Raw genomic sequence first — 22,711 nt, forward strand, 5'->3', positions numbered from 1 at the left:
TTCAGCACCACAAGGGGCGGCGAAGCTCTTGCGCCCCGGATCATTTCAGGGCCACGCTCCGCGCATGACCGCATTGATTCATGTCAGCGCCCTGTATCGCTATCCGGTGAAGGGCCTGAGCCCTGAACCCGTCGCGCGGGCGGAACTCGAGACCAGCGGTTTCTTCCCGGGCGACCGGCTCTACGCCATCGAGAACGGGCCGTCAGGTTTCAACGCAGTGGCGCCCCGGCACCAGCCCAAGACCAAGTACCTGATGCTCATGCGCGACGAGGCGCTCGCCCGCCTGCGCACCCGCTACGACGACGCCACGGCGACGCTGACCGTCGAGGGGCACGGCGAGCCGCGGGCCTTCCGCCTCGACACCGAGGCGGGGCGAGAGGGGCTCGCGGAGCTGATGCGGCGCTACGTCCCCGAGAGCCTGCGCGGCGAGCCGAAGGTGCTCGCCGCCCCGCCGCAGTACCGCTTCACGGATTCGCCGACCGGCTACGTGTCGCTGATCAACCGCGCGAGCGTGGCGGCGGTGGAGGATTACCTCGGCGCGCCCGTCGACCCGCTGCGCTTCCGCGGCAACCTGCTGGTCGAGGGGCTCGAACCCTTCGCCGAGCTGGAGATGGTCGGCCGGGTGATCGAGGCGCCGAGCGGGCTGCGGCTCAAGATCACCAAGCGGACGGTGCGGTGCGCGGCGACCAACGTCGACCCGGTCAGCGGCGTGCGCGACTGCGACATCCCCTGGACCCTCGACGCGCGCCTCGGCCACCGCGACCTCGGCGTCTACGCGGAGGTGATCGCCGGCGGGACGCTGGCGAAGGGTGACGCGCTGCGCGTGGTGGGGTGACGAGCTAACTCTTCCCTCCGGTGCTGCCGTCGTCGCGGTCAGAGGGAGGTCGTGTCAGAGCCGCGACACGTAGGCCGCGAGATCCTTGATGTCCGCCTCGCTCAGGCCCTGCGCGACCTCGTTCATGGCGGGATCGTAGCCGGGCCGGGCGTTCGACTTGTAGGCGGCGAGCGCCTTGGCGAGGTAATCCTCCCGCTGCGCGCGGATCCGCGGGATCGCGTCGCGGCCCGCGAGGTCCGGTCCGTGGCAGGAATTGCACTGGTGCTTGGCGACGAGCGCCTGCGCGCGCGCCGCCAGAGCCGCGTCGGCCGGTGGCCCGGCCCAGGCGGGCGGCGGCAGCGTCGCCACCGCGTCGGCGTAGCCGCGCAGGTCGTCGTCGGAGAATCCGGCGGCCACCTCGTTCATCGGCGGCGCCTCCCGCTGCTTCTCCCGGAACTGGAAGAGCTGCGTGACCACGTAGTCCGGGAGCTGCCCGCCGAGCGAAGGCACGCCCTCCGTCGCCGACGTGCCGGCCCCGTGGCAGCCGATGCAGGGAGCGAGGCGCTCCTGCATCGCCGCGTCCGGGGCGGCGCGCGTCGCGCCCGTGAGCAGCAGCCCGCCGAGGGCATAGACCAGCCCGCGGATCAAACGGAGATGGCGGCGCATCACCGGCCGTAGCTGACGCGGTAGATCGCGCCGTTGTAGTCGTCGGAAACGAGCAGCGATCCGTCCGTGGCGACCAGCACGTCGACCGGCCGGCCCACATACTTGTTGTCCTGAAGGAAGCCGGTCAGGAACGGCTCCACCGCGGCGGTCTTGCCGTCCGGTCCGGGCTTGGCCACGACCACGTCGCCGCCGAGCTTGGTCGTGCGGTTCCACGAGCCGTGCCGGGCGACGAACATCGCGTCCCGGTAGGCCTCCGGAAACTGCGTTCCGGTGTAGAACCGCAGGCCGAGCGAGGCCGTGTGCGGGCCGAGGAGCGCCGCCGGCGCGGTGAATTCCGAGCAGGCGTGGCCCCAGCCGTATTCCGGATCCGTGAACGTGCCCTGGTGGCAGTACGGATAGCCGAAATGCTGCTTGCCCGGCTCCGTGAGCACGTTCAGCTCGTCGTTCGGGATGTCCTCCGAGACCCAGTCGCGGCCGTTATCGGTGAACCAGAGCTGCTTGGTCTTCGGGTTCCAGTCGAACCCGACGGTGTTGCGCACGCCGCGGGCGATCACTTCGGCGTTCTTGCCGTCGAGGTCCATCCGCCGGATCTGCGCGTGGGTGTCCGGCGGCATCACGATGTTGCCCGGCGCGCCGACCGGGACGTAGAGCTTGTTGTCCGGGCCGATGGCGATGAACTTCCAGCCGTGGGCCTCGTCCTTCGGAAGGTCGTCGTAGACCAGGGTCGGCTTCGCCGCGCCATCGAGATGGTTCGCGATGTCGTCGTAGCGCCAGATCTTCGAGAGTTCGGCGACGTAGAGCGCGCCGTCGTGGTACGCGACGCCGTTCGGCCGGTGCAGGCCCGTCGCGATGGTCTTCACCGCGCGCTTCCCGTCGCCGTCCGGCTTCGGCAGCACGGCGTAGACCTTCCCCACCGTCCGGGTGCCCACGTACAGCGTGCCGTCCGGCGCCTGGGTCATTTCGCGGGCATTCGCGAGGCCGCTGGCGTAGACCTCGATCTTGAAGCCGTCCGGAACCGTCAGCTTGTCGAGCGGCAGCTTGGCGGCCGCGGTCGCCAGCGGCGGTCCGGCCACCGGCGCGAGCTTGGCCGCGGCGCCGCCCTCGGGGCGGCCGTAGAGGGCCGAGCCGCGATCGACCTGGACGCTGGGCGGCGGGGCCGCGGTCGCGGGCGTCTCCTGCGCGGCGACCGGGCCGGATCCCATCAGGCCGAGACCGAGTCCGGCGAGGGCGGCGGTGAGGCTGCGGGTCAGGATCGGCTGGCTGATCGGCGTCATGATGTCTCCCGGTGGGGGCGGCCCCGCGGACCGTCCGCTCGCTCTGCACTCTTTATTCAACGGTCGGCCGGAGAGCGCGACCGGGCCGGGCGCCGCGGAGGCGACACTCCGCGGCCGCCGTAACGCGGGCCGAGATCAGGTGCGCCGCCGCGCCCTCCAGGGCCATCGCCGGCTGTCGCGTCGGCTCACCTTGCGTTTTGGGCGATGATCTCCGAAAACGCCCCCCGTCCGGGAAGCTTAGGCTTGGCCTGGGATGCCGGCCGTCCGCCGGAGCCCGGCCGACGCGGCGTTCCGATCCGGTTCGAGGACACGTATCGATGATCGATTACGCGCAGGCGCGGCGGATGATGGTCGACTGCCAGTTGCGGACCTTCGACGTGAACGACAACACAGTGCTCGACGCGTTCGACACCGTGCCGCGCGAGGCCTTCGTGCCGAAGGGCCGCGAGCCCTTCGCGTATATCGACCAGACCCTGAACCTCGGCGAGGCCGACGGCGAGACACGCTGCATGCCGGCCCCGATGGTCGTGGCCCGGATGATCCAGGCCCTGCGGGTCCGCCCGGGCGTCGCCGCCCTCGACGTCGCCACCGGCTACGGCTACGCCGCCGCCATCATGGCGCAGCTCGGCGCGCAGGTCACGGCGCTGGAATCGGTGCCCGATCTCGCCGCGGCGGCGCGCACCCGGCTCGGCGCCTCGGCCCAGGTGATCGAGGGCCCGATCGCCGACGGCGCCCCCGAGCAGGGCCCGTTCGACGTCATCCTGATCAACGGCCGCGTCGAGGTCCGGCCGCAGGCGCTGCTGAACCAGCTCAAGGACGACGGCCGCCTGATCTGCGTGTTCGGCCCGCATCGCAACGCCAAGGTCACCCTCTTCGTGCGCGCCGGCGACGCGTTCGGGGCCCGCCCGCTGTTCGACGCGTCGCTGCCCAATCTGGAGGCCTTCGCGGCGGAAGCCGGCTTCGCGTTCTGACCCCGCGCCGAGGCGGCGCACGCGTGCGCCCCGATCAGCCGAGCCTGTAATCCCCCAGCCGGGCGCGGCGGGCGCTCCGGCGATAGGCCATGACCGAGTCGGGCCAGAGGGTCGTGTTGCGCCCGGTCGCGTCGAGGTACCAGCTGCGGCAGCCCCCGGCCTGCCAGATGCTGTCGGCCATGCGGCTCTGGAGCCGGTCGACGAACCGGGCCTGAGCCTCCGGCCGGACCTCGACGGTCTTCGTCCCGCGCCCGAGCGCTGTCAGACAGTCGAGGACGTGCTGCACCTGGATCTCGATCATCGAGACGACCGAGTTGTGGCCCAGCCCGGTATTGGGCCCGAGCAGCATGAAGAAGTTCGGGAACCCCGCGACCGTGATGCCCTGGTAGGCGCCCACGCCGCCGGCCCAGGCCTCGGTCAGGCTCCGGCCGTCGCGGCCGACGAGGTGCATCCGCGCGAAGGTCGCGGCCACGTCGAAACCCGTGGCGTAGACGATCACGTCGAGCTCGTGATGCCGCCCGGTCTCGGTGGTCACGCCAGTCTCGGTGATCCGGGCGATGCCGTCCGTCTCCAGGGTGACGTTCGGGCGCTGGAGCGCGGGGTAGTAGTCGTCGGAGATCAGCACCCGCTTGCAGCCGAGCCGGTAGTTCGGCGTCAGCTTCGCCCGCAGGGCCTTGTCGGGGACAGCCTTGGCGAGATGGTGCCGCGCGAGGGATTCGGCCTGGCCGGTGAGCTTCGAGACCTTGGTGAAGCCGAGCAGCGCCCGCACCTCGTGCAGCCAGAACAGCCGCGCCCGCTCGAGCCGCCGGCTGAGCGGCAGGCGCCGGTAGCGGTCCCGGGCACGCTCCGCGATGGCGTGATCGTTCTTGGGCATGATCCAGGGCGGGGTGCGCTGGAACAGCGTCAGCTGGGACGCGACGGCGGCGAGTTCCGGCACCACCTGGATCGCGCTCGCACCGGTGCCGATCACCCCGACGCGCTTGCCGGCCAGCGCCGCGGAGTGATCCCAGGCCGCCGTGTGGAAGGCGGGGCCGGCGAACGCGTCGCGGCCCGGGATGTCCGGGAAGGCCGGATGGTGGAGCCCGCCCATGCCCGCGACGATCGCGCGCGCCGTGATCCGCTCCCGGTCGGTCTCCACGTGCCACAGGGCGCGCTCCGCGTCCCAGGTGGCTCCGGTGAAGGTCGTCCCGAGCTGGATCAGGGGCATCAACCCGTTCCGCTCGGCGGTGTCCCGGAGGTAGGCCAGGATCTCCGGCTGCGGCGCGTACATCCGGCTCCAGTCGGCCTTCGGGGCGAAGGACAGCGAGTAGAGGTGCGAGGGGATATCGCAGGCCGCACCCGGATAGGTGTTGTCGTGCCACGTGCCGCCGATCCCGTCGGCCTTCTCGATCACCCGCAGCGGCCCGATTCCCGCCTGCCGGCAGCGGATCGCCATCGCGAGCCCCGAGAAGCCGGCGCCGACGATCAGGACGGCCAGGGTCTCGGACGCGGGCTCGGTCATCGCTGAGGGCTCCCGAAGGGGGCGTGGGGCGCGTGCGCCGTCAGGAAGGCCGCGGCCTCGTCGAGGGAGGTTCGCGCCTCGGGCAGCACGCCGGCGGCGAACTGCCAGGCGTGGGACACGACCGGGAAGAGCTTGAGCTCGGTCTCGACGCCGGCCGCGCGGGCCCGCTCCGCCATGCGCACGGAGTCGTCGCGCAGGACCTCGCGGGCGCCGACATGGAACAGCAGCGGCGGGAAGCCGGTCGGGTCGCCGAAGAGCGGCGAGACCCGCGGATCGGCCGGATCGGCGGCGCCCAGATACATCGGCCGGATCGCCGCGAGCGCCTGCGGGTCAAACATGGCGTCGCGCCACGCATTGGTCACCCGCGACCCGTCCTCGGAGACGAAGTCCGTGGCCGGCGAGAACAGGGCCGCCGCCCAGGGCATCGGCAGGCCGCGGGCGCGGGCTTGGCCCATCAGCACGAGGGCGAGGTTGCCGCCGGCCGACTCGCCCGCCACGCAGGCGGCGCCCTCGGCGCTGAACGCCGCCCAGGCGGCGGTCACGTCGTCGACCGCCGCGGGGAACGGGTGCTCGGGGGCGAGGCGGTAGTCGGGCGCGAAGATCGTGAAGCCCCGGTTCGCCAGCGCGCCGGTGATGGGACGGTGCGTGCGCGGCGAGCACGCGATGAAGCCGCCGCCGTGGATGTAGAGCATCCGCCGGCCGGGCCCGGCCTTCGGCCGAACCCACTCGCCCTTCACGCCGCCGACGATGCCTGGCTCGTAGGTGACGCCCTTGGGGTCGGGGAAGGTCGGCGCCTCGAAGATCCGGCGGAACGCGGCCGCGTCCCGCGCCCGGGACAGGGGGCCCCGAACCCGGCTGCGGACCATGTAGGCGCCGAGATACGCGCGCAGGCTCGCCATCTCAGAGCGTCCCTCCGGACAGGCGCACGATCGTCTTCCAGTAGCCCACCGGCATCAGGCGCTGGATCAGCGCGGCGTTCTTGGCGTCCTTGCCGACGACGATCCGGGGCGCCCGGGCCTCGATGCCGCGGATGATGGCGGCGGCCGCGTCGGCCGGCGCCAGGGTCAGGAGCTTGCCGAACGCCGCCCGGGCCTTCTCGTCCTCCACGGCCGCGCGCTTCGCCGCCTCCGGATCGGTGGGCGGCCGCCGGCCGCGGGCGTTGCGGGAGATGGCGGTGGCGACGCCGCCCGGATGGACCACCGTCACGCCGAGGCCGGTGCCGTCGAACTCGTGCCGGAGGGCCTCCGAGAAGCCGCGCACTCCGAACTTGCTGGTGCAGTAAGCGACCTGCCCCGGCGGCGCGATCAGGCCGAACAGGCTCGACAGGTTGACGATCTGCGCCGCCGGACGGGCGCGCAGCATCGGCAGGAAGGCGTGACACATCCGCACGACGGCGCGCAGGTTGATGTCGAGCAGCCACTCGAAGTCGTCGAGATGCGTCTCGTCGAACCGGCCTCCGAGGGCGACGCCGGCATTGTTGATCAGCAGGTCGAGGTGCCCGGACTGCTCCGCGACCCAGTGGGGCAGCGCGCGGATCCCCTCGGCATCCGTGAGGTCGAGGACGCGCGTCGCGACCGTGACCCCGCGGATCTGGGCAGCGACGGCCGCGAGGCCGGTCTCGTCCCGGTCCACCAGGAGAAGCGTGCAGCCCTTCGCGGCCAGGCCCTCGGCCAGTGCCGAGCCGATGCCGCTCGCCGCGCCGGTGATCAGGGCCACCGCGCCCGCGAGTTGGAACCGCTGTGCCAAACCGCGCCTCCCCGTGCCGTCGATCCGGATCGACTGTTCTCGGGGGATAGGCCCGGCCGGCCGGATTGTCTAGGGTGAGCACCCTAGACGGGGACGGGATCATGTCGCGGGGCGAGGTTCGGAGGGGTGAGCGCGGGGCGGATGTCGATCCGGAGGCCGATCTCGCCGCCGCGTCCCCCGATACGCGCACCCGGATCCTCGCGGTCAGCCTCGCGCTGTTCAATGCCCGCGGCCTCGGCCACGTCACGACGGCGGAGATCGCGGCCGCGGCGGGGATCCGCGAGGGCAATCTGCAGTACCATTTCCCGCGCAAGCGCGGCCTGGTCGAAGCCCTGTTCGCGGCCTTCGAGACCGAGGCCGTGGCGGTCGCGGGTCGGATGCCCGCCGACCCCGCGGCGCCGGAGGCGCTGCTCGCCTATCAACGGGCGTGGTTCGACCTGATGTGGCGCTACCGCTGCGTCTACCGCGACGGCATCGCCATGGTGGAGATCGCGCCGGCCCTGCGCGCCCGGGTCCATACCCTCCGGGCCGAGACCCAGGCGCTGGCCCGCGGCGTGTTCGAGGCGGCCGTGCGGGCAGGGCGGCTGCGCGTCGCCCCGGACGCGCTCGGCCGGCTCATCGACAATGCCTGGATCGTGTCCAGCCACTGGATGAGCCACCGCCTCCAGGGCGGCACCGCCCTCACGGAGGCGGACCGGGACTGGGGCTTCGCGCAGGTGCGCGACCTCTTCGCGCCCTATCTCGTGCCGGAAGGTCCCATCTGACGGCCCCTGGCCCGATCCTTCCATGCGCCCCGGCCAAGCTCGGACCCGAAGGACGCGATGCTCGACCGCCTGACCCATGCCGGCCTCAGCCTCCTCGTGCTGCTCGCCGTCGCGTTCCTGTTCTCGACGAACCGGCGGGCGATCAGTCCCCGCGTGGTCCTCACCGGCCTGGCTCTGCAGGTCGGCCTCGGCGCCCTGGTCCTGTTCCTGCCCGCCGGCCAAGCCGCGCTGCGGGCCGCCGCCGCCGGAGTCGTCACCGTGCTGTCCTACGGCGACCGGGGCACGGCCTTCCTGTTCGGCGGGCTCGTCGAGCCCAAGATGTTCGAGCTGTTCGGCGGCTCGGGCTTCATCCTGGCGCTGCGGGTCCTGCCGCAGATCCTCTACGTCTCCGCGCTGATCGGCGTGCTCTACCATCTCGGCGTGATGCAGGCGCTCGCCCGCTTGCTAGGCGCGGTGCTCCGGCGGATCCTGGGCACGTCGCCGATCGAGTCGTTCTCCGCGGTGATCACGATCGCCATCGGCCAGAGCGAGATCGCCGTCGCCCTGCGCCCGTTCCTCGCCCTGCTGACCGGGGCCGAGCTGTTCGCCGTCATGTCGAGCGGTGCCGCGTCCACCGCGGGATCGATCCTGGCGGGCTACGCGGCGCTCGGCGTACCCATGACCTACCTGCTCGCGGCCTCCGTGATGGCGATCCCGGGAGGGCTCGTCTACGCCAAGATCCTGATGCCCTCCACGGAGCCGACCCGGATCGCGACCACCCGGGTGGAGTTCGGCGAGACACGGGCGGCCAACATCATCGAGGCGGCGGCGGACGGCACCCAGAAGGGGCTCGCGGTGGCGGTCTCGGTGGGGGCCATGCTGATCGCCTTCGTCGGGCTGATCGCCCTGGCGGACGGCCTGTTCGGCACCCTCGGGGCTTGGATGGGCTACCCGTCCGCCTCGTTCGAGGGCGTGCTCGGCCGGGCGCTCGCCCCGCTGGCGTGGCTCCTCGGCGTGCCCTGGGACCAGGCGACCCTGGTCGGCGGCGCGATCGGCCAGAAGCTCGCCTTCAACGAGTTCCTGGCCTACGCCAACCTGTCGCCGGTCCTGAAGGCCGGCACCCTCGAGCCGCGGGCGCAGGCGATCGTCTGCTTCGCCCTGTGCGGCTTCGCCAATTTCGCGTCGATCGCGATCCAGCTCGCGAGCTTCTCGAGCCTCGTCCCGGAGCGGCGCTCCGAGGTCGCCCGGTACGGGCTGCGGGCGATCCTGGCGGGGACGCTGTCGAACCTCACGAGCGCGGCGATCGCCGGGCTGTTCGTGGCGTGACGGATCAGGCGCCCTTGCGCGCCGCGAGCAGCAGCGCGTTCGGGCGGGTCCGCTTCGGCACCGGCAGGACGCGGTCGAGGATCGCGCCGACGCCGTACGCGAAGGTGAGCGCCGCCGCCCAGGACCACGTCCGCCGGAAGAAGCGGTCGCGGCAGCGGACGGGGCTGACCTTGGCCATCCAGTGGATCAGCGAATCGTGCCGGTCCATGCCGATGGCGTGGACGGCCTCGGGCGTGCAGCCGAGCGTGCCGGCCAGCGCCTCCAGGGCGGTGGGCGTCCACCACGTCAGGTGGTGGGGCGGCGCGTTGATGACGAAGTTCGGGATGGTGGTGTTGGGCGAGGGCCAGAGCGGCGTGCCGATCAGGACCACGCCGCCCGGCTTGACGCAGGCCGCGAGCGCCTTGGCGAAACTCAGCGGGTCCGCCACGTGCTCGATCACCTGGAACGCGCAGGCGACGTCGTAGACCGGGCCGACGCGCGCCGCGTGCGCCTCCACGGTCTCGTCGAGGATCGCGCCGGTCGGGTCCTCGGCGGAGAAGTTCGGGTCGAGGCCAGTATAGGTGGCGTCCGGCACGTAGGCGCGGAACCCGCCGTGGCCGCAGCCGACATCGAGCACACGGGCGCCCGCGGACACGTGCGCGGCCGCTTGGCGGAATTCCAGGCGCTCCGTCTCCGGCCCGGCGAGCTTATCGTGCGCGGCGATCCGGCCGTAGAACGCCCGGTAGAAAGCCGCGTCGCCGGCGACCGGCGGGTCGAAGAAGATCAGCCCGGTCGGGGATTCCCAGAGGCGGAACGTCCCGGCGGGACGCAGCAGCGGCCCGACATCGACGCCGCCGGAATAGTGCCAGAGAAGCGTCAGGAAGGCGGCGTCCAGGCGTTCGACGCAGCGCAGGGCGGGGGCGCCGGTGATCGGGCAGGGGGGGATCGACTGATCGGCCGCTCGGGCGCTGTCCGCCAAACTGATCCTCGCTCGCTCCGCAGGCCCGGACGGTCCGGGGACGCCGCAGCGGCACAGGTTTGGTGTGGCCCGTCAAGCCGAGGCGCGACTTCCCACGAGCGCCCAAAGAAAAGGGCGCCGCTCCGGATGAAGCGGCGCCCGAGACCGTCGGAGCGACGTCTTAGTGGAAGGTGTCGATCTCAGCCGACTCGTAGCTGGTGACTTCCATGCCGACGCAGATCTCGGAGACGACGGGGGCAGACCAAGCCATGATTTCCTCCAGGTAAATTGGTGCGTGGATAGAGAGGCCGCGGGGCCGGAGCGACGCGCGCTCCAGGCCGGGCGCGACTTAGTGGAAGGTGTCGATCTCGGCCGACTCGTAGCTGGTGACTTCCATGCCGACGCAGATCTCGGACACGATCGGGGCAGACCAAGCCATGGCGTTTCTCCTCGCTGTTGGTGCGATCCATATAGGCAATATCTTGGACGCAATACAAGCGAGCACAACACTTATATTTCTCATAGGGAGCTCGGCCGGGAGCCGCGCGCAACCGTCCCGTGGCCGCGCGGCCACCCGCCGGGGCGCCGTTCGGCATCGGCTGCGGATGGGCACGGTTTCGGCTTGACGGGCTCTGCGCGCGGGCGCACGACGCACCCGCGCGACGGTGTCCTCGACGGTGTCGCGCTCCCATTCCAGCAGCGACCCGCGAAGCGACGTGCCCGACCGATCGTGCCTGCCGTGCCCGGCCCCGTGCCGTCGTCCCGCCTGAGCCGCTGAGAGGCCTGGCCGCGGGGCGACCGACGCGGCGGCCGGTCACGGCCCTGACCTAGGATGACCGGCGACGCGTCGCCTCGTAATGCACGAGGCGAGGCCATGAACGAGATCGCCCCCTTCGACACGCGCGTCGATCCCTCCGTGTTGGCCGCACGCCTGTCGGACGAGCGGGCGCCCGACATCGTCGAGGCCCTCAACGACGAGGCCCCCGAGGTCGCCGCCGCCATCCTGCTCGGCCTGCCGATGGAGCGGGCCATCGAGGTGCTGGACCAGCCGGAGCTCGACTGCGCCGCCGACATCATCGAGATGCTGCCGCGGGACCGGGTCGCGGGCTACCTGTCGGGCATGTCGGCCGACCGGGTCACGGACGTGTTCCGCGAGATCGAGGAGCCCGGCCGCTCCGACCTGCGCGCCCGCCTCGACGCCGAGACCCGCGGCGCCGTCGACCGGCTGTCGGCCTACGGCGAGGAGACCGTGGGCTCGCTCATGACCACCGAGTTCGTCACCGTGCCGGGCACCTGGACGGTGGGCCAGACGCTGGAGCACATCCGCCACGTCGAGAAGACCCGCGAGACGATCTACGCGATCTTCGTGCTCGACCCGCGCACCCGCGCGCTCACCAAGGCGGTGCCGCTGCGACGCCTGATCTCGGGGGATCCGGGCGACAACGTCCTCAGCGTCGCGCCGGGACGCCGGCCGCTCGCGGTCTCGCCGACGGCTAGCCGCGAGGAGGCGGCGCGGCTGATCTCCAAGTACGACCTCCTGGCGCTGCCGGTGGTCGACGCGGTCGGCCACGTGATCGGCATCGTCACCGTCGACGACATGATCGACGCGATGATCGAGAAGCAGACGCAGGACGTGCAGCGCTTCGGCGGCATGGAGGCTCTGCCCGAGCCCTACATGGATATCGGCTTCTTCACGATGATCCGGAAGCGGGCCGGCTGGCTGTGCGCGCTGTTCCTGTCGGAGATGCTCACCGCCTCGGCCATGCAGGGTTTCGAGGGTGAGCTGGAGAAGGCGATCGTCCTGACCCTGTTCATCCCGCTGATCATGAGCTCCGGCGGCAATTCCGGCTCGCAGGCGACCTCGCTGCTCATCCGGGCGCTGGCCCTGCACCAGATCCGCCTGCGCGACTGGTGGCGGGTGGCGCTGCGCGAGTTGCCGACCGGGATCTTCCTCGGCGCGATCCTCGGCGTGATCGCGGTGGTCCGGATCGTGGCGTGGCAGAAGCTCGGCCTCTACGACTACGGCGAGCACTGGCCGCTGGTCGCCGCCACGGTCGGTGCGGCGCTCGTCGGGATCGTGACCTTCGGATCGCTCGCCGGCTCGATGCTGCCGTTCCTGCTCCAGCGCATCGGCTTCGATCCGGCCACCGCCTCGGCGCCCTTCGTGGCGACGCTGGTCGATGTCACTGGCCTCGTCATCTACTTCTCGGTGGCGCTGCTGATCCTGCGCGGGACGCTTCTGTAGGCGCGCCGACCCTCTGGGTCGGACGCTGCGCAGCCCGGCCAATGCCGTGGATGACCGCGAGCGACCGGCCCCTTATCCCGTGCGGGAGCGGGGACCCGCCTCCCGTCCGGATGGCGTTCGAGCCTGCTTCAGCCCGCCACCGCCTCGGCCAGCCGCTTCCGCTGAACCTTGCCGTTCGCGGTGCGCGGCAGGGCATCCAGGAAGCGGATCTCGCGCGGGCGCTTGTAGGCGGCGAGCCGCTCGGCACACCACGCGAGCAGGCCCTCCGCGTCGGGCTCGACGCCCGGCTGGAGTACCACGAAGCCGCAGATGACCGAGACGTCCGCACGCACCGGCAGCTCGGCGACGCCCACCTCCGCCACGGACGGGTGGGTCGACAGCACCGCCTCCACCTCGTTGGGCGAGACCCGGTAGCCCATCGCCTTCATCAGGTCGTTGTTGCGGCCCTCGAACCACAGGTAGCCGTCGGCGTCGAGACGGGCGAGGTCGCCGCCGACGAACCAGTCGCCGCGCATGACCTCGGCCTCTTCTTCCGGCCGGTTCCAGTAGCCGAGCATCAGCGCCGGCTCGGTCCGGTGGACGGCGAGGAGCCCGCTCTCGCCGGCGGGAAGCGGCACGGGCTCGCCCGCGACGGGCAGGATCGCCACGCGCCGGCCCGGCTGCGGCTTACCGGGCGAGCCGGGGCGCACCGGGATGGTCGGGCCGCTGGAGATGTAGGTCGAGATCTCGCTCATCCCGAGTGCCTCGTAGAGGGGCTTGCCGGTGGCCTGACCCCAGGCCTCCAGAAGCTCCACCGCGAGGGGCTCGCCGGCCGTGCAGCCGTGGCGCAGGCTCGACAGGTCGTGGGCGCCGAGGTCGCCGTACTTGAGGATCTGGCGGTAGAGCGTCGGGACGGCGGCGAACAGGGTCGCGCCGTAGGCGGCGATCAGGCGCGGCCACACCCCGGGATCGCGCGGGCCGTTGTAGAGCACCGCGGTCGCGCCGACCGACCAGGGATCGCTCAGGCCGACGCCCAGCGTGTAGGTCCAGTTCATGGTGCCGGCGTGGAGCATCACGTCGGACTCGGTGAGCCCGAGCCAGTGGTCGAGCATCGGGCGGCGGCCGTAGGCGGCGCGGTGGGCGTGCAGCACGCCCTTCGGCCGGCTCGTCGTGCCGGAGGTGTAGATCAGCATCGCCGGGTCGTCGGCGGCGGTGTCGGCGTAGTCGGGCAGGGGCGGGCCCGCCTTCAGGGCGGCGACCGCCGCGGCGTCGAGCAGAAGGCGCCCGCCCAGAGCCTCGGGCGCGACCGTGCAGCCGCTCCCGACGACCACGGCGGCGGCGCCGGAATTCTCCATCAGGAAGGCGGCCTCGCCCTCCGTGAGCTGCGGCGAGGAGGGCAGCGCCACGAGGCCGGCCGCCAGGGCGCCGAAATAGACGAGGACGTAGTCGGCCTCGTTGCCCATGCGGATCATCACCCGGTCGCCGGGCTTCAGGCCGAGGCCGAGAAGGCCCGCCGCGATGCCGCGCACCGCGCGCTCGACCGCGCCGAAGCTGAGGCGGTCCGCGGTGCCGTCGCCGACCATCACCAGGGCGGTCTTGTCGGGGCGCAGGCGCGCGTTCTCGGCGAGGCAGTACCGCGCTGCGTTGAAGCGGGCCGGCGGACGGCGATCATCGTGCTGGCTGTCGGACACCGGGCGCTCCCCCGCGGGCGGGCTTTTCGCCGGGTGTCCCGCCTGGGCGCGCCTGCGTCAACAGGGGCCGCCGCCGCGCACGGCGCGAGGCCCGCCGGCGACCGCGACGCCGGGGGGCGCGCAGCGTCAGTGGAACCAGGCCCTCACGTCCGCCGCTGGGTCTGGCCCTCCTGCTCCTCGAAGCCCCTGAGCATCTTGTCGAGGGTCATCGGGTAGTCCCGGACCCGGATCCCGGTGGCGTTGTAGATCGCGTTGGCGAGCGAGGCGCCGGCGCCGCAGATGCCGAGCTCGCCGAGCCCCTTGCTCTTCAGCGGGTTCGCCTTGTCGTCGAGCTCCGGCAGGAACACCGCGTCGATCTCCGGGAGGTCGGCGTGGACCGGCACGTGGTACTCGGCCATGTCGTGGTTGACGAAGTAGCTGTAGCGCGGATCGACCACCGCATCCTCCATCAGCGCCGCGCCGACGCCGAAGGTCATGCCGCCGATCGCCTGACTGCGCGCGGTCTTGGCGTTGAGGATGCGGCCGCCGGTGAAGACGCCGAGCATCCGCCGCAGCCGGATCTCGCCGGTGTCGACGTCGACGCCGACCTCGGCGAAGTGCGCCCCGTACGAGTACTGCGAGAACTTCTGCTTCATCTCGCCGGGCTTGATCTCGCCGGAGGCCTCCAGCCCGGTCTTGGCGAGGTCGGTGAGCGACTCGGTGCGGTTGCCGGACGTCACGGCGCCGTCGCGGAACGTGGCACCGTCCGGGTTGAGGTCGCCGGCCTTGAGCAGGGCCTGCCGGAGGTTGTCGCAGGCGACGTAGAGCGCCGAGCCCGCCGAGCCGGCGCCGAAGGATCCGCCCGAGCCGGCCGCGAACGGGAAGTCGGTGTCGCCCATCTCGACCCGCACGCGCTCGGGCGGCAGCCCCAGCATCTCGCCGGCGATCTGAGTGAGGATCGTGTAGGTGCCGGTGCCGGGATCGGTCATCGCCATCCGCACCACGAGCACGCCGTCCGGTCCGAGCCGGACCTTCGCGGAGGACGGCATCAGCGGGTTGAGGCGCGCGGCCGCCGACATGCCCATGCCGACGAGCCAGTTGCCCTCGCGCCGGGAACCCGCCGCCTGCCTCTTGTCCCAGCCGAACAGACGCGCGCCCTCGCGCATGCAGGGCACGAGCTTGCGGGTCGAGAACGGGACCTTCTTCTCGGGATCCTCGGCCGGCTCGTTGCGCACCCGGAGCTCGATCGGGTCGATCTTCAGCTGCTCGGCGAGCTCGTCCATGGCGCACTCGAAGGCGAGCTGGCCGACGGCCTCGCCGGGCGCCCGCATCGCCGAGGCGATCGGCATGTTGAGGTTCACCAGCCGATGGCGCGTCACGCGGTTCTGCGCGGCGTAGAGCGACCGGGTGACGTTGGCCGAGGTCTCGAAGAACCCGTCGCCCTCGGCGGTGTCGGACCACGATTCGTGGCTGATCGCCGAGAGGCGGCCGTCCCGGTCGGCGCCCAGGCGGATCCGCTGGATCGTGTCGGTCCGGTGGGTCGCGACGTGGAATTCCTGCTGCCGGGTGAGCGCGACCTTCACGGGGCGCTGGATCACCTTCGAGGCCAGGATCGCGAGCGTCGCCTCCGGCTGGACCTGCAGCTTCGAGCCGAAGCCGCCGCCGATGTAGGGGCTGACGATCCGGATCTTCTCGGGCGGCAGCTTGAGGACCGAACCGAGGGATTTCTGACCCCGGTTCGGCATCTGGTTGGCCGTGTGGAGCACCACCCCGTCGCCCTCCCAGGACGCGATGGTGGCGTGCGGCTCCATCTGCACGTGGATCTGGTTCGGTGTGACGTACTCGACGTCGAGCTTTACCGGCGCGGCCGCGAAGGCGGCGTCGAAGTCGCCGAGCTTCGAATCCGGCGGCGAGTTGACCGGCTTCGGCTCGTAGGCCGCCGCCAGGCTGTCCTTGAGCAGACCCTTGGGCTTGGCCGCGTCGTAGCGGACCTTGACCAGCATGGCGGCGGCGCGGGCCTGCTCGAAGGTCTCGGCGACCACGAAGGCGACCGGCTGCCCGTAGAACTTGACCTCGGTTCCCTGGAGCTGGGGCCAGACCTGCTCCTTCTTCTCGCCCTGCTCGGGCACGTTCTCGTGGGTCATAACCAGGATCGCGCCCGGCGCCCTGCGGGCGGCCTCCGCGTCGATCGACCGGATCGTGCCGGCCGCGATCGTGGCCGGCACGATGAACCCGTAGGCCGGATTCGCCAGGGCCCGGGTCTCGTAGGCGTAGGGCGCGTGGCCCGTCACCTTGAGCTTGCCCTCCACGCGGTCGAGCGGCTTGCCGACGAGGCCGTCAGGCCGGTCGTCGAGGGGCGTCCGGCCGATCGGCTGGTTCATCTCCATGGGACGGTCCTTGAGCGAGGGCTACGCGCGCGTCGCCTGCGCCACGACGGCGCGCAGGGTCCGGCGGGTCAGCGGGATCTTGAAGTCGTTGCTGCCGTAGCCGCGGGCGCCCTTGAGCACCGCGTCGGCGGCGGCATCCGCCGAGCCGGTCTGCACCAGGGCCGTCTCGGCCTCGGCCACCCGCCAGGGCTTGTGGGCCAGGCCGCCGAAGGCGAGGCGCGCGGCCTGCGGCTTGCCGCCCTCGGCGCCCGCGATCACGGCGGCCACCGACACGGTCGCGAAGGCGTAGGATGCGCGGTCGCGGACCTTCCGGTAGATGTGCGTGCCGGCCACCGGCTTCGGCAGCGTCACGGCCGTGATGATCTCGCCTTTGCGCAGATCGGTCTCGATCTGCGGCGTGTCGCCCGGCAGCCGGTGGAAATCGGCGATCGGGATGCTGCGCGCCTGCCCGTCGGGGTTCACGGTCTCGACCGTCGCGTCGAGGGCGCGCAGGGCGACGTTCATGTCGGACGGGTTGGTGGCGATGCAGGCCTCGCTCGCCCCGACCACCGCCATGATGCGGTTAAACCCGCCGATCGCCGAGCACCCCGAGCCGGGCTCGCGCTTGTTGCAGGGCATCGCCGTGTCATAGAAATAGTAGCACCGCGTCCGCTGGAGCAGGTTGCCGGCCGTGGTCGCCTTGTTGCGCAACTGGCCCGACGCACCGGCGAGCAGCGCCTTCGCCAGCACGGCGTAGTCCTTCCGGACCCGCGGGTCGGCGGCGAGGTCGGCGTTGCGCACCAGCGCGCCGACGCGCAGGCCGCCGTCCTGCGTGGCCTCGACCTTGTCCAAGGGCAGCCGGTTGACGTCGATCAGGGTGGCGGGCGTCTCGACCTGCAGCTTCATCAGGTCGAGGAGGTTGGTGCCGCCGGCGATGAACTTGGCGTTCGGCCGCTCGGCCGCGAGCTTGGCGGCGTCCTGCACGGTGGCGGGGCGCTCGTAGGCGAAGGCCTTCATCTGCGCCTCCTCAGAGGTTGCTGGCGGCGGTGTCGCGGATCGCCGCGACGATGTTCGGGTAGGCGCTGCAGCGGCAGATGTTGCCGCTCATCCGCTCGCGGATCTCCGCGTCGCTGAGGGTCGGCGTGGACGCGACATCCTCTGTGACGTGGCTCGGCCACCCCGCCTTCGCCTCGCTCAGCATGCCGACCGACGAGCAGATCTGGCCCGGCGTGCAGTAGCCGCACTGGAAGCCGTCGTGCTCCAGGAACGCCGCCTGCATCGGGTGGAGCTTGTCACCGTCCGCCAAGCCCTCGATCGTGGTGACCGAGTCGCCCTCGTGCATCGCCGCGAGCGTCAGGCAGGAATTGATGCGCCGGCCGTCGACCAGGACCGTGCAGGCCCCGCACTGGCCGTGGTCGCAGCCCTTCTTCGTTCCGGTGAGGGCCAAGTGCTCGCGCAGGGCATCGAGGAGCGTGGTGCGGGTGTCCAGGACGAGATCGTGCGACTGGCCGTTGACGGTGAGCCGCACCGGCATGGTCTGCGGAGCCGGATCGCCCGGCGCCGACGCCGCCACTGCGGGCGCGGGGCGGAAGCCGAGGGCGCCCAGAGCGCCGGCCACGGCGCAGCCCTCCACCACGGCCCGCCGCGTCAGGGCGAGCGGCTTCGTCGGAGTCGCGTCTGTCATGCTGCCATCCCGCCCGTGCACCGCGCGTGGGACGCCGCGCAGCTTGGAATCTGGTGCGCCAACGTGCATCCGCCTCGATTAGATCCGGTCCAGACTGCGCCCGTTCAGCGCGGGCGGATAGCGTCCCGTCATCGGGAGCGGAGCAAACCCACCCGGGGCAGGACACGCTGCGCAGGCATCGCGCCGCGCTGGATTGCTCCGCTCCGCTCGCAGCGACGTGCCGCTTCGGCGTGCCGCTTCGGAACGTGTTGCGCCGACGCCGTTTGGGTTGAGCGACAGCCGTCACCGGAGACACGCCGCATGGCCGCAACCGCCCCGACCCTCGCGCTGAACGACGGGCGCCGCATCCCGAAGATCGGCTACGGCTGCTGGCAGCTCTCGGACGCGCAGGCTCCGGACCTGGTCGGCCAAGCCCTCCGCGCCGGCTATCGGCTGATCGACACGGCCGCCGCGTACGGCAACGAGGGGGGCGTCGGGCGCGGCATCCGGGACGCGGGGATCCCCCGCGCGGAGATTTTCCTCACCACGAAGCTCTGGAACGACCGCCAGGGCCGGGACGAGGCACGCCGCGCCTTCGACGAGAGCCTGCGGCAGCTCGGTCTCCCATATGTCGACCTGTACCTGATTCATTGGCCGTGTCCGCAGCGGCGCCTGTTCGTCGAGACCTGGAAGACGCTGATCGAACTCCGGAAGGAGGGCCGCACGAAGTCCATCGGCGTGTCGAACTTCACGCCCGAGCATCTCGCCACCCTGATCGGCGAGACCGGCGTGGCTCCGGCCGTCAATCAGATCGAGCTGCACCCCTATTTCCAGCGCGAGGAGCCGCGCGTTGAGGACGCCCGTCACGGTATCGTGACCGAGTCATGGAGCCCGCTGGGCAGGGGCAAGGAGCTGAACGACCCGGTCATTCTCGCGATCGCGAAGGCGCACGGGAAGACGCCCGCTCAGGTGGTGCTGCGCTGGCAGATCCAGATCGGCTGCGTGGCGATCCCGAAGACCGCTACCCCGCGACGCATCGCCGAGAACATCGCGCTGTTCGATTTTGAGCTCGGCGCCGACGAGATGGCGCGGATCGCCGGTCTCGACAGGCCGGACGGCCGCATCGGGCCGGACCCGGCGACCTTCTGCTGATCGCTTCGGCCTTCGGCGGCGCAGCGTAACATCGCACCGCAAAAGATTTATGCTCACAGCTAGCATATCTGGACAGGCGCGCGCGGCCCCCATAAGTTAGACGGCGCAATGCTCAAACTGAGCATAATGGAGGACGCCATGGCGGCGACCGTTGCACCCGACTCCCGCACGACGATCCCGGGGCTGCCCCTTCCGGATCTCTACGCCCGCGTCAGCCGGCACGTCCCCGCGATCGAGTGGCCGGCGCTCGCCCCCGACATCGAGGCGATCCTGCGCCTGAAGCGCGAGCGCAACGCCGTCATCCTGGCGCACAACTATCAGGCGCCGGAGATCTTCCACACGGTGGCCGACATCGTCGGCGACAGCCTCGCGCTGGCCCGCGAGGCCGTGAACGTCGACGCCGACGTGATCGTGCTGGCGGGCGTCCACTTCATGGCCGAGACCGCCAAGCTCCTGAACCCGAGCAAGACGGTGCTGATCCCCGACATGGGCGCCGGCTGCTCCCTGGCCGATTCGATCACCGCCGCGGACGTGCGCGGTCTGCGCGCCAAGTACCCGGGCGTGCCGATCGTGACCTACGTGAACACCTCGGCGGCCGTTAAGGCCGAGTCCGACCTGTGCTGCACCTCCGGCAACGCCGTCGCGGTGGTGAAGTCGCTGAACGCCCCCCGCGTTCTGATGATCCCCGACGAGTTCCTCGCGCAGAACGTCCAGGCCGAGATCCCGGAGGTCGAGATCCTCACCTGGGCGGGCCACTGCGAGGTGCACGAGCGCTTCACCCCGGCCGACATCCGCGACGTCCGCGACAGCTATCCCGGCATCACGGTGATCGCGCACCCGGAATGCCCGCCGGAGGTGGTGGCCGAGTCGGACTTCTCCGGCTCCACCGCGATGATGATGGACTTCGTCGTCGAGAAGCGGCCGAAGCAGGTGGTGCTCGTCACCGAGTGCTCGATGGCCGACAACATCGCGGCGCAGAACCCGGACATCGAATTCATCAAGCCCTGCAACATGTGCCCGCACATGAAGCGGATGAGCCTGCGCAACATCCGGCGGTCGCTCGAGACGATGACCCACGAGGTCACGGTCGATCCGGCGCTGGCCGACCGCGCCCGGGCCGCGGTGGAGCGCATGCTCCAGGTGCGCACGCGATGAACGCCGTCTCTCCCAACAACGCCGACCGCGTGGTCGTGGTCGGCGGCGGGGTCGCGGGCCTCAGCGTCGCGCTGCGCCTCGCGCCCCGCCCGGTCACGCTGGTCACCGCGTCGGCGCTCGGCCTCGGCACCGCCACCGGGTGGGCCCAGGGCGGCATCGCCGCCGCGGTCGGCGCCGACGACGCGGCGGCGCTCCACGCCGCCGACACGGAGGCCGCCGGCGCCGGGCTGACCGAGCCCGACGTGGCGCTGCGGGTCGCCGGGGAGGGGCCCGCGCTGATCGACTGGCTGGTGCGGATCGGCGTCCCGTTCGACCGCACCGACGACGCCGCGCTGGCCCTCGGGCTCGAGGCGGCGCACGGCCGCCGCCGCATCGTCCGCTCCGGCGGCGACGCCACCGGCGCCCGCGTCCTCGAAGGGCTGGTGCGGGCCGTGCTGGAGGCGCCCTCCGTCGAGATCGTCACCGCGCGAGCGTGCGATCTCCTGCGGGACACGAATGGGGCGGTGGCGGGCGTTGTCGCCGAGCGCGACGGCGCGCTGTTCCGCATCCCGGCCCGCGCCGTGGTGCTCGCCACCGGCGGCGTCGGCGCGCTCTATGCCGCGACGACGAACCCGCCGGGCGCCGTCGGCCGCGGGCTGGCGCTCGCCGCCCGGGCCGGCGCGGTGATGCGCGACATGGAGTTCGTCCAGTTCCACCCGACCGCCATCGCGGCCGGCGCCGACCCGATGCCGCTCGCCACCGAGGCCCTGCGCGGCGAGGGTGCCCGCCTCATCGACGAGACCGGCGCGGCCGTGATGGCCGGCATCGCGGGCGGCGACCTCGCCCCCCGCGACGTGGTCGCCCGCGGCATCTTCCAGGCGCTGCAGCGGGGCCGCACGGTGTACCTCGACGCCCGGGGCGCACTCGGGGCCGCGATGCCGACGCGCTTCCCGACGGTGGCGGGGCTCTGCGCCGCCGCCGGCATCGACCCGGCCGTGCAGGCGATTCCCGTCCGTCCGGCCGCGCACTACCACATGGGCGGCGTGAAGGTGGACGCCCACGGCGCCACCTCGGTGCCGGGCCTCTACGCCTGCGGCGAGGTCTCCTCCACGGGCCTCCACGGCGCCAACCGGCTCGCCAGCAACTCCCTGCTGGAGGGCTTGGCCTACGCGCGCTTCATCGCCGACGGTCTCGACGCGCCGCCGCCCGCCGCCATCGTGCCGGAGGCCGTGTCCGCGCGCGCCGCCGGCGATCTGCCGGCGATCCGCGCGCTGATGGAGAGCAGAGTCGGCGTCGTGCGCGACGCCGGGGGGCTCGCCGAGGCCGTCGCCGTCCTGGAGCCCGGGGCGGAGACCTGCGACGCCGCCCTCGTCGCACTGCTCATCGCCCGCGGCGCGCTCGCCCGCCGGGAGAGCCGCGGCGCCCACTGGCGCAGCGACTTCCCCCACCTCGCTCCGGCCGCGCACACCGAAGCGACGCTGTTTGACGCGATCGCCGCGCCCCGCGCGGCTCCGTCCACCGAGGAGGTGCTGACGCCATGATTCAGTCGGTTCTCTCCGAAGAGATCCTTCCCCTGCCGCGGCTCCTCGTGGAGCCCGTGGTGCGCGCCGCCCTGCTGGAGGATCTCGGCCGGGCCGGCGACATCACCACCGACGCCATCGTCCCGCCGGGCGAGCGGATGCGCGGCGTGATCGCCTCGCGGCAGGACGGCGTCATCTCGGGCACCGACGCCGCCGCCATCGCCTTCGCGCTGGTGGACCCGGCCGTCACCGTCACGGTCGAGCGCGGCGACGGCGCCCGCGTGGCGCCGGGCGACGTGGTGCTGCGTCTCGAAGGCCCGGCGCGGGCGATCCTCACGGCCGAGCGCGTGGCGCTGAACCTGCTCTGCCGGATGTCGGGCGTGGCCACCGCGACCCACGGCCTCGTCGAGGCCGCGCGCCCGCACGGCAAGGCCTCGATCGTCTGCACCCGCAAGACCACGCCGGGCCTGCGCGCCCTGGAGAAGCACGCGGTCCGCGCCGGCGGCGGCTCGAACCACCGCTTCGGCCTCGACGACGCGGTGCTGATCAAGGACAACCACGTGGCGGTGGCCGGCGGCATCGTCCCGGCGATCGAGCGCGCCCGGTCCCGGGCCGGCCACCTGGTGAAGATCGAGTGCGAGGTCGACAGCCTGGAGCAGCTGGAGGAGGCCCTCTCGGTCGGGGTCGACGCGGTGCTCCTCGACAATATGGGGCCGGACCGGCTCACCCGCGCGGTGGCGATGATCGACGGTCGCGCCCTCGCCGAGGCGTCGGGCCGGATCACCCGCGAGACGGTGGGCGCCGTCGCAGCCTCGGGCGTCGACCTGATCTCCTGCGGCTGGATCACCCATTCGGCAGCGATCATCGACCTGGGGCTCGACGCCGCCTGATCGGCGGGCCCCGCTCGCCACCGGCGCGGCGGGGCCGCCGCGGGCCTTCGACTGTCATCACGTTCGGGTGACGAGTGTTCGTCGCGGTCGCTCGCGAGATCTGCCGAGTCTATC

General features: G+C 72.0%; 21 protein-coding genes. 9 read left to right on the plus strand and 12 right to left on the minus strand.

Annotated elements, in window-relative coordinates; genetic code table 11:
- Positions 1-64 precede the first annotated feature (64 nt).
- Entirely contained in the window at positions 65-835 is a 771-nt protein-coding gene (locus tag J3A75_RS01590; protein ID WP_053621640.1) for an MOSC domain-containing protein, read from the plus strand.
- 54 nt (positions 836-889) lie between these two features.
- Here the strand turns inward: J3A75_RS01590 and J3A75_RS01595 are convergent, their stop codons facing one another.
- Both J3A75_RS01595 and J3A75_RS01600 read right to left on the minus strand, forming a co-directional pair.
- Positions 890-1,480, minus strand: a complete 591-nt coding sequence (locus tag J3A75_RS01595) for a c-type cytochrome (protein ID WP_012322336.1) — start codon at positions 1,478-1,480, stop codon at positions 890-892.
- Positions 1,480-2,754 carry a PQQ-dependent sugar dehydrogenase gene (locus J3A75_RS01600; RefSeq protein WP_199825821.1) on the minus strand — a complete coding sequence of 425 codons (1,275 nt, stop codon included), beginning with the start codon at positions 2,752-2,754 and terminating at the stop codon, positions 1,480-1,482. Before J3A75_RS01600 ends, J3A75_RS01595 begins: the two co-directional genes overlap by 1 nt.
- A gap of 317 nt (positions 2,755-3,071) precedes the next feature.
- On the opposite strand from J3A75_RS01600, the gene J3A75_RS01605 reads away from it, so the two are divergent.
- Positions 3,072-3,725, plus strand: coding sequence for a protein-L-isoaspartate O-methyltransferase family protein (locus tag J3A75_RS01605; protein ID WP_012322338.1), 654 nt, complete (start codon positions 3,072-3,074; stop codon positions 3,723-3,725).
- 34 nt (positions 3,726-3,759) lie between these two features.
- Here the strand turns inward: J3A75_RS01605 and J3A75_RS01610 are convergent, their stop codons facing one another.
- Genes J3A75_RS01610 through J3A75_RS01620 form a run of 3 tightly spaced genes read right to left on the minus strand, consistent with a single transcriptional unit; the run spans position 3,760 to position 6,972 of the window.
- Positions 3,760-5,226: a flavin-containing monooxygenase gene (locus tag J3A75_RS01610; protein WP_058607425.1), complete on the minus strand. Its 1,467-nt coding sequence runs from the start codon at positions 5,224-5,226 to the stop codon at positions 3,760-3,762.
- Positions 5,223-6,125: an alpha/beta hydrolase gene (locus J3A75_RS01615; protein WP_012322340.1), complete on the minus strand. Its 903-nt coding sequence runs from the start codon at positions 6,123-6,125 to the stop codon at positions 5,223-5,225. Before J3A75_RS01615 ends, J3A75_RS01610 begins: the two co-directional genes overlap by 4 nt.
- Position 6,126: 1 nt before the next feature.
- A complete protein-coding gene (locus J3A75_RS01620; RefSeq protein WP_012322341.1) occupies positions 6,127-6,972 on the minus strand; it encodes an SDR family NAD(P)-dependent oxidoreductase in 846 nt (281 codons plus the stop codon).
- A gap of 74 nt (positions 6,973-7,046) precedes the next feature.
- Here J3A75_RS01620 and J3A75_RS01625 point away from each other — a divergent pair, with 74 nt between their 5' ends.
- Together J3A75_RS01625 and J3A75_RS01630 are read left to right on the plus strand one after the other, a co-directional pair.
- Positions 7,047-7,736 (plus strand): TetR/AcrR family transcriptional regulator, encoded by a 690-nt coding sequence (locus J3A75_RS01625; protein WP_234741133.1) that lies wholly within the window; start codon positions 7,047-7,049, stop codon positions 7,734-7,736.
- 57 nt (positions 7,737-7,793) lie between these two features.
- The gene (locus J3A75_RS01630) at positions 7,794-9,041 is read left to right on the plus strand and encodes a NupC/NupG family nucleoside CNT transporter (protein ID WP_012322343.1); all 1,248 of its coding nucleotides are present in this window, start codon (positions 7,794-7,796) and stop codon (positions 9,039-9,041) included.
- Between the two features lie 4 nt (positions 9,042-9,045).
- On the opposite strand, the gene J3A75_RS01635 is transcribed toward J3A75_RS01630, so the two are convergent.
- The 3 genes from J3A75_RS01635 to pqqA (J3A75_RS01645) form a co-directional block, all read right to left on the minus strand.
- Complete coding sequence (locus tag J3A75_RS01635) at positions 9,046-9,999, minus strand: class I SAM-dependent methyltransferase (protein ID WP_053621634.1); 954 nt, start codon at positions 9,997-9,999, stop codon at positions 9,046-9,048.
- A gap of 160 nt (positions 10,000-10,159) precedes the next feature.
- On the minus strand, positions 10,160-10,249 hold the full coding sequence (pqqA, locus tag J3A75_RS01640) for a pyrroloquinoline quinone precursor peptide PqqA (protein ID WP_020090597.1): 90 nt from the start codon (positions 10,247-10,249) through the stop codon (positions 10,160-10,162).
- A gap of 78 nt (positions 10,250-10,327) precedes the next feature.
- On the minus strand, positions 10,328-10,417 hold the full coding sequence (gene pqqA / locus J3A75_RS01645; RefSeq protein WP_041372433.1) for a pyrroloquinoline quinone precursor peptide PqqA: 90 nt from the start codon (positions 10,415-10,417) through the stop codon (positions 10,328-10,330).
- Between the two features lie 393 nt (positions 10,418-10,810).
- On the opposite strand from pqqA (J3A75_RS01645), the gene mgtE reads away from it, so the two are divergent.
- Positions 10,811-12,223 (plus strand): magnesium transporter, encoded by a 1,413-nt coding sequence (gene mgtE / locus J3A75_RS01650; protein ID WP_409518653.1) that lies wholly within the window; start codon positions 10,811-10,813, stop codon positions 12,221-12,223.
- 128 nt (positions 12,224-12,351) lie between these two features.
- Here mgtE and J3A75_RS01655 read toward each other — a convergent pair whose 3' ends face one another.
- The 4 genes from J3A75_RS01655 to paoA all read right to left on the minus strand — a co-directional run bounded on the left by J3A75_RS01655 (position 12,352) and on the right by paoA (position 17,922).
- Positions 12,352-13,893, minus strand: a complete 1,542-nt coding sequence (locus J3A75_RS01655; RefSeq protein ID WP_012322346.1) for an acyl-CoA synthetase — start codon at positions 13,891-13,893, stop codon at positions 12,352-12,354.
- A 143-nt stretch (positions 13,894-14,036) separates the two neighbouring features.
- Positions 14,037-16,259, minus strand: a complete 2,223-nt coding sequence (locus J3A75_RS01660; RefSeq protein WP_071000568.1) for a xanthine dehydrogenase family protein molybdopterin-binding subunit — start codon at positions 16,257-16,259, stop codon at positions 14,037-14,039.
- A gap of 21 nt (positions 16,260-16,280) precedes the next feature.
- Positions 16,281-17,255 (minus strand): FAD binding domain-containing protein, encoded by a 975-nt coding sequence (locus tag J3A75_RS01665; protein WP_058607429.1) that lies wholly within the window; start codon positions 17,253-17,255, stop codon positions 16,281-16,283.
- Positions 17,256-17,265: 10 nt separating this feature from the next.
- On the minus strand, positions 17,266-17,922 hold the full coding sequence (gene paoA / locus J3A75_RS01670; RefSeq protein WP_012322349.1) for an aldehyde dehydrogenase iron-sulfur subunit PaoA: 657 nt from the start codon (positions 17,920-17,922) through the stop codon (positions 17,266-17,268).
- 300 nt (positions 17,923-18,222) lie between these two features.
- Here paoA and J3A75_RS01675 point away from each other — a divergent pair, with 300 nt between their 5' ends.
- The 4 genes from J3A75_RS01675 (at position 18,223) to nadC (ending at position 22,597) form a co-directional block, all read left to right on the plus strand.
- The gene (locus J3A75_RS01675; protein WP_071000569.1) at positions 18,223-19,053 is read left to right on the plus strand and encodes an aldo/keto reductase; all 831 of its coding nucleotides are present in this window, start codon (positions 18,223-18,225) and stop codon (positions 19,051-19,053) included.
- Positions 19,054-19,191: 138 nt separating this feature from the next.
- The gene (nadA, locus tag J3A75_RS01680; protein ID WP_071000797.1) at positions 19,192-20,208 is read left to right on the plus strand and encodes a quinolinate synthase NadA; all 1,017 of its coding nucleotides are present in this window, start codon (positions 19,192-19,194) and stop codon (positions 20,206-20,208) included.
- The gene (locus J3A75_RS01685) at positions 20,205-21,728 is read left to right on the plus strand and encodes an L-aspartate oxidase (RefSeq protein WP_071000570.1); all 1,524 of its coding nucleotides are present in this window, start codon (positions 20,205-20,207) and stop codon (positions 21,726-21,728) included. Before nadA ends, J3A75_RS01685 begins: the two co-directional genes overlap by 4 nt.
- Positions 21,725-22,597, plus strand: a complete 873-nt coding sequence (nadC, locus tag J3A75_RS01690) for a carboxylating nicotinate-nucleotide diphosphorylase (RefSeq protein WP_012322353.1) — start codon at positions 21,725-21,727, stop codon at positions 22,595-22,597. The genes J3A75_RS01685 and nadC overlap by 4 nt, the downstream gene beginning before the upstream one ends.
- Positions 22,598-22,711: the final 114 nt, after the last annotated feature.

Source organism: Methylobacterium sp. PvP105 (assembly GCF_017876975.1).
Lineage (GTDB): Bacteria > Pseudomonadota > Alphaproteobacteria > Rhizobiales > Beijerinckiaceae > Methylobacterium > Methylobacterium radiotolerans.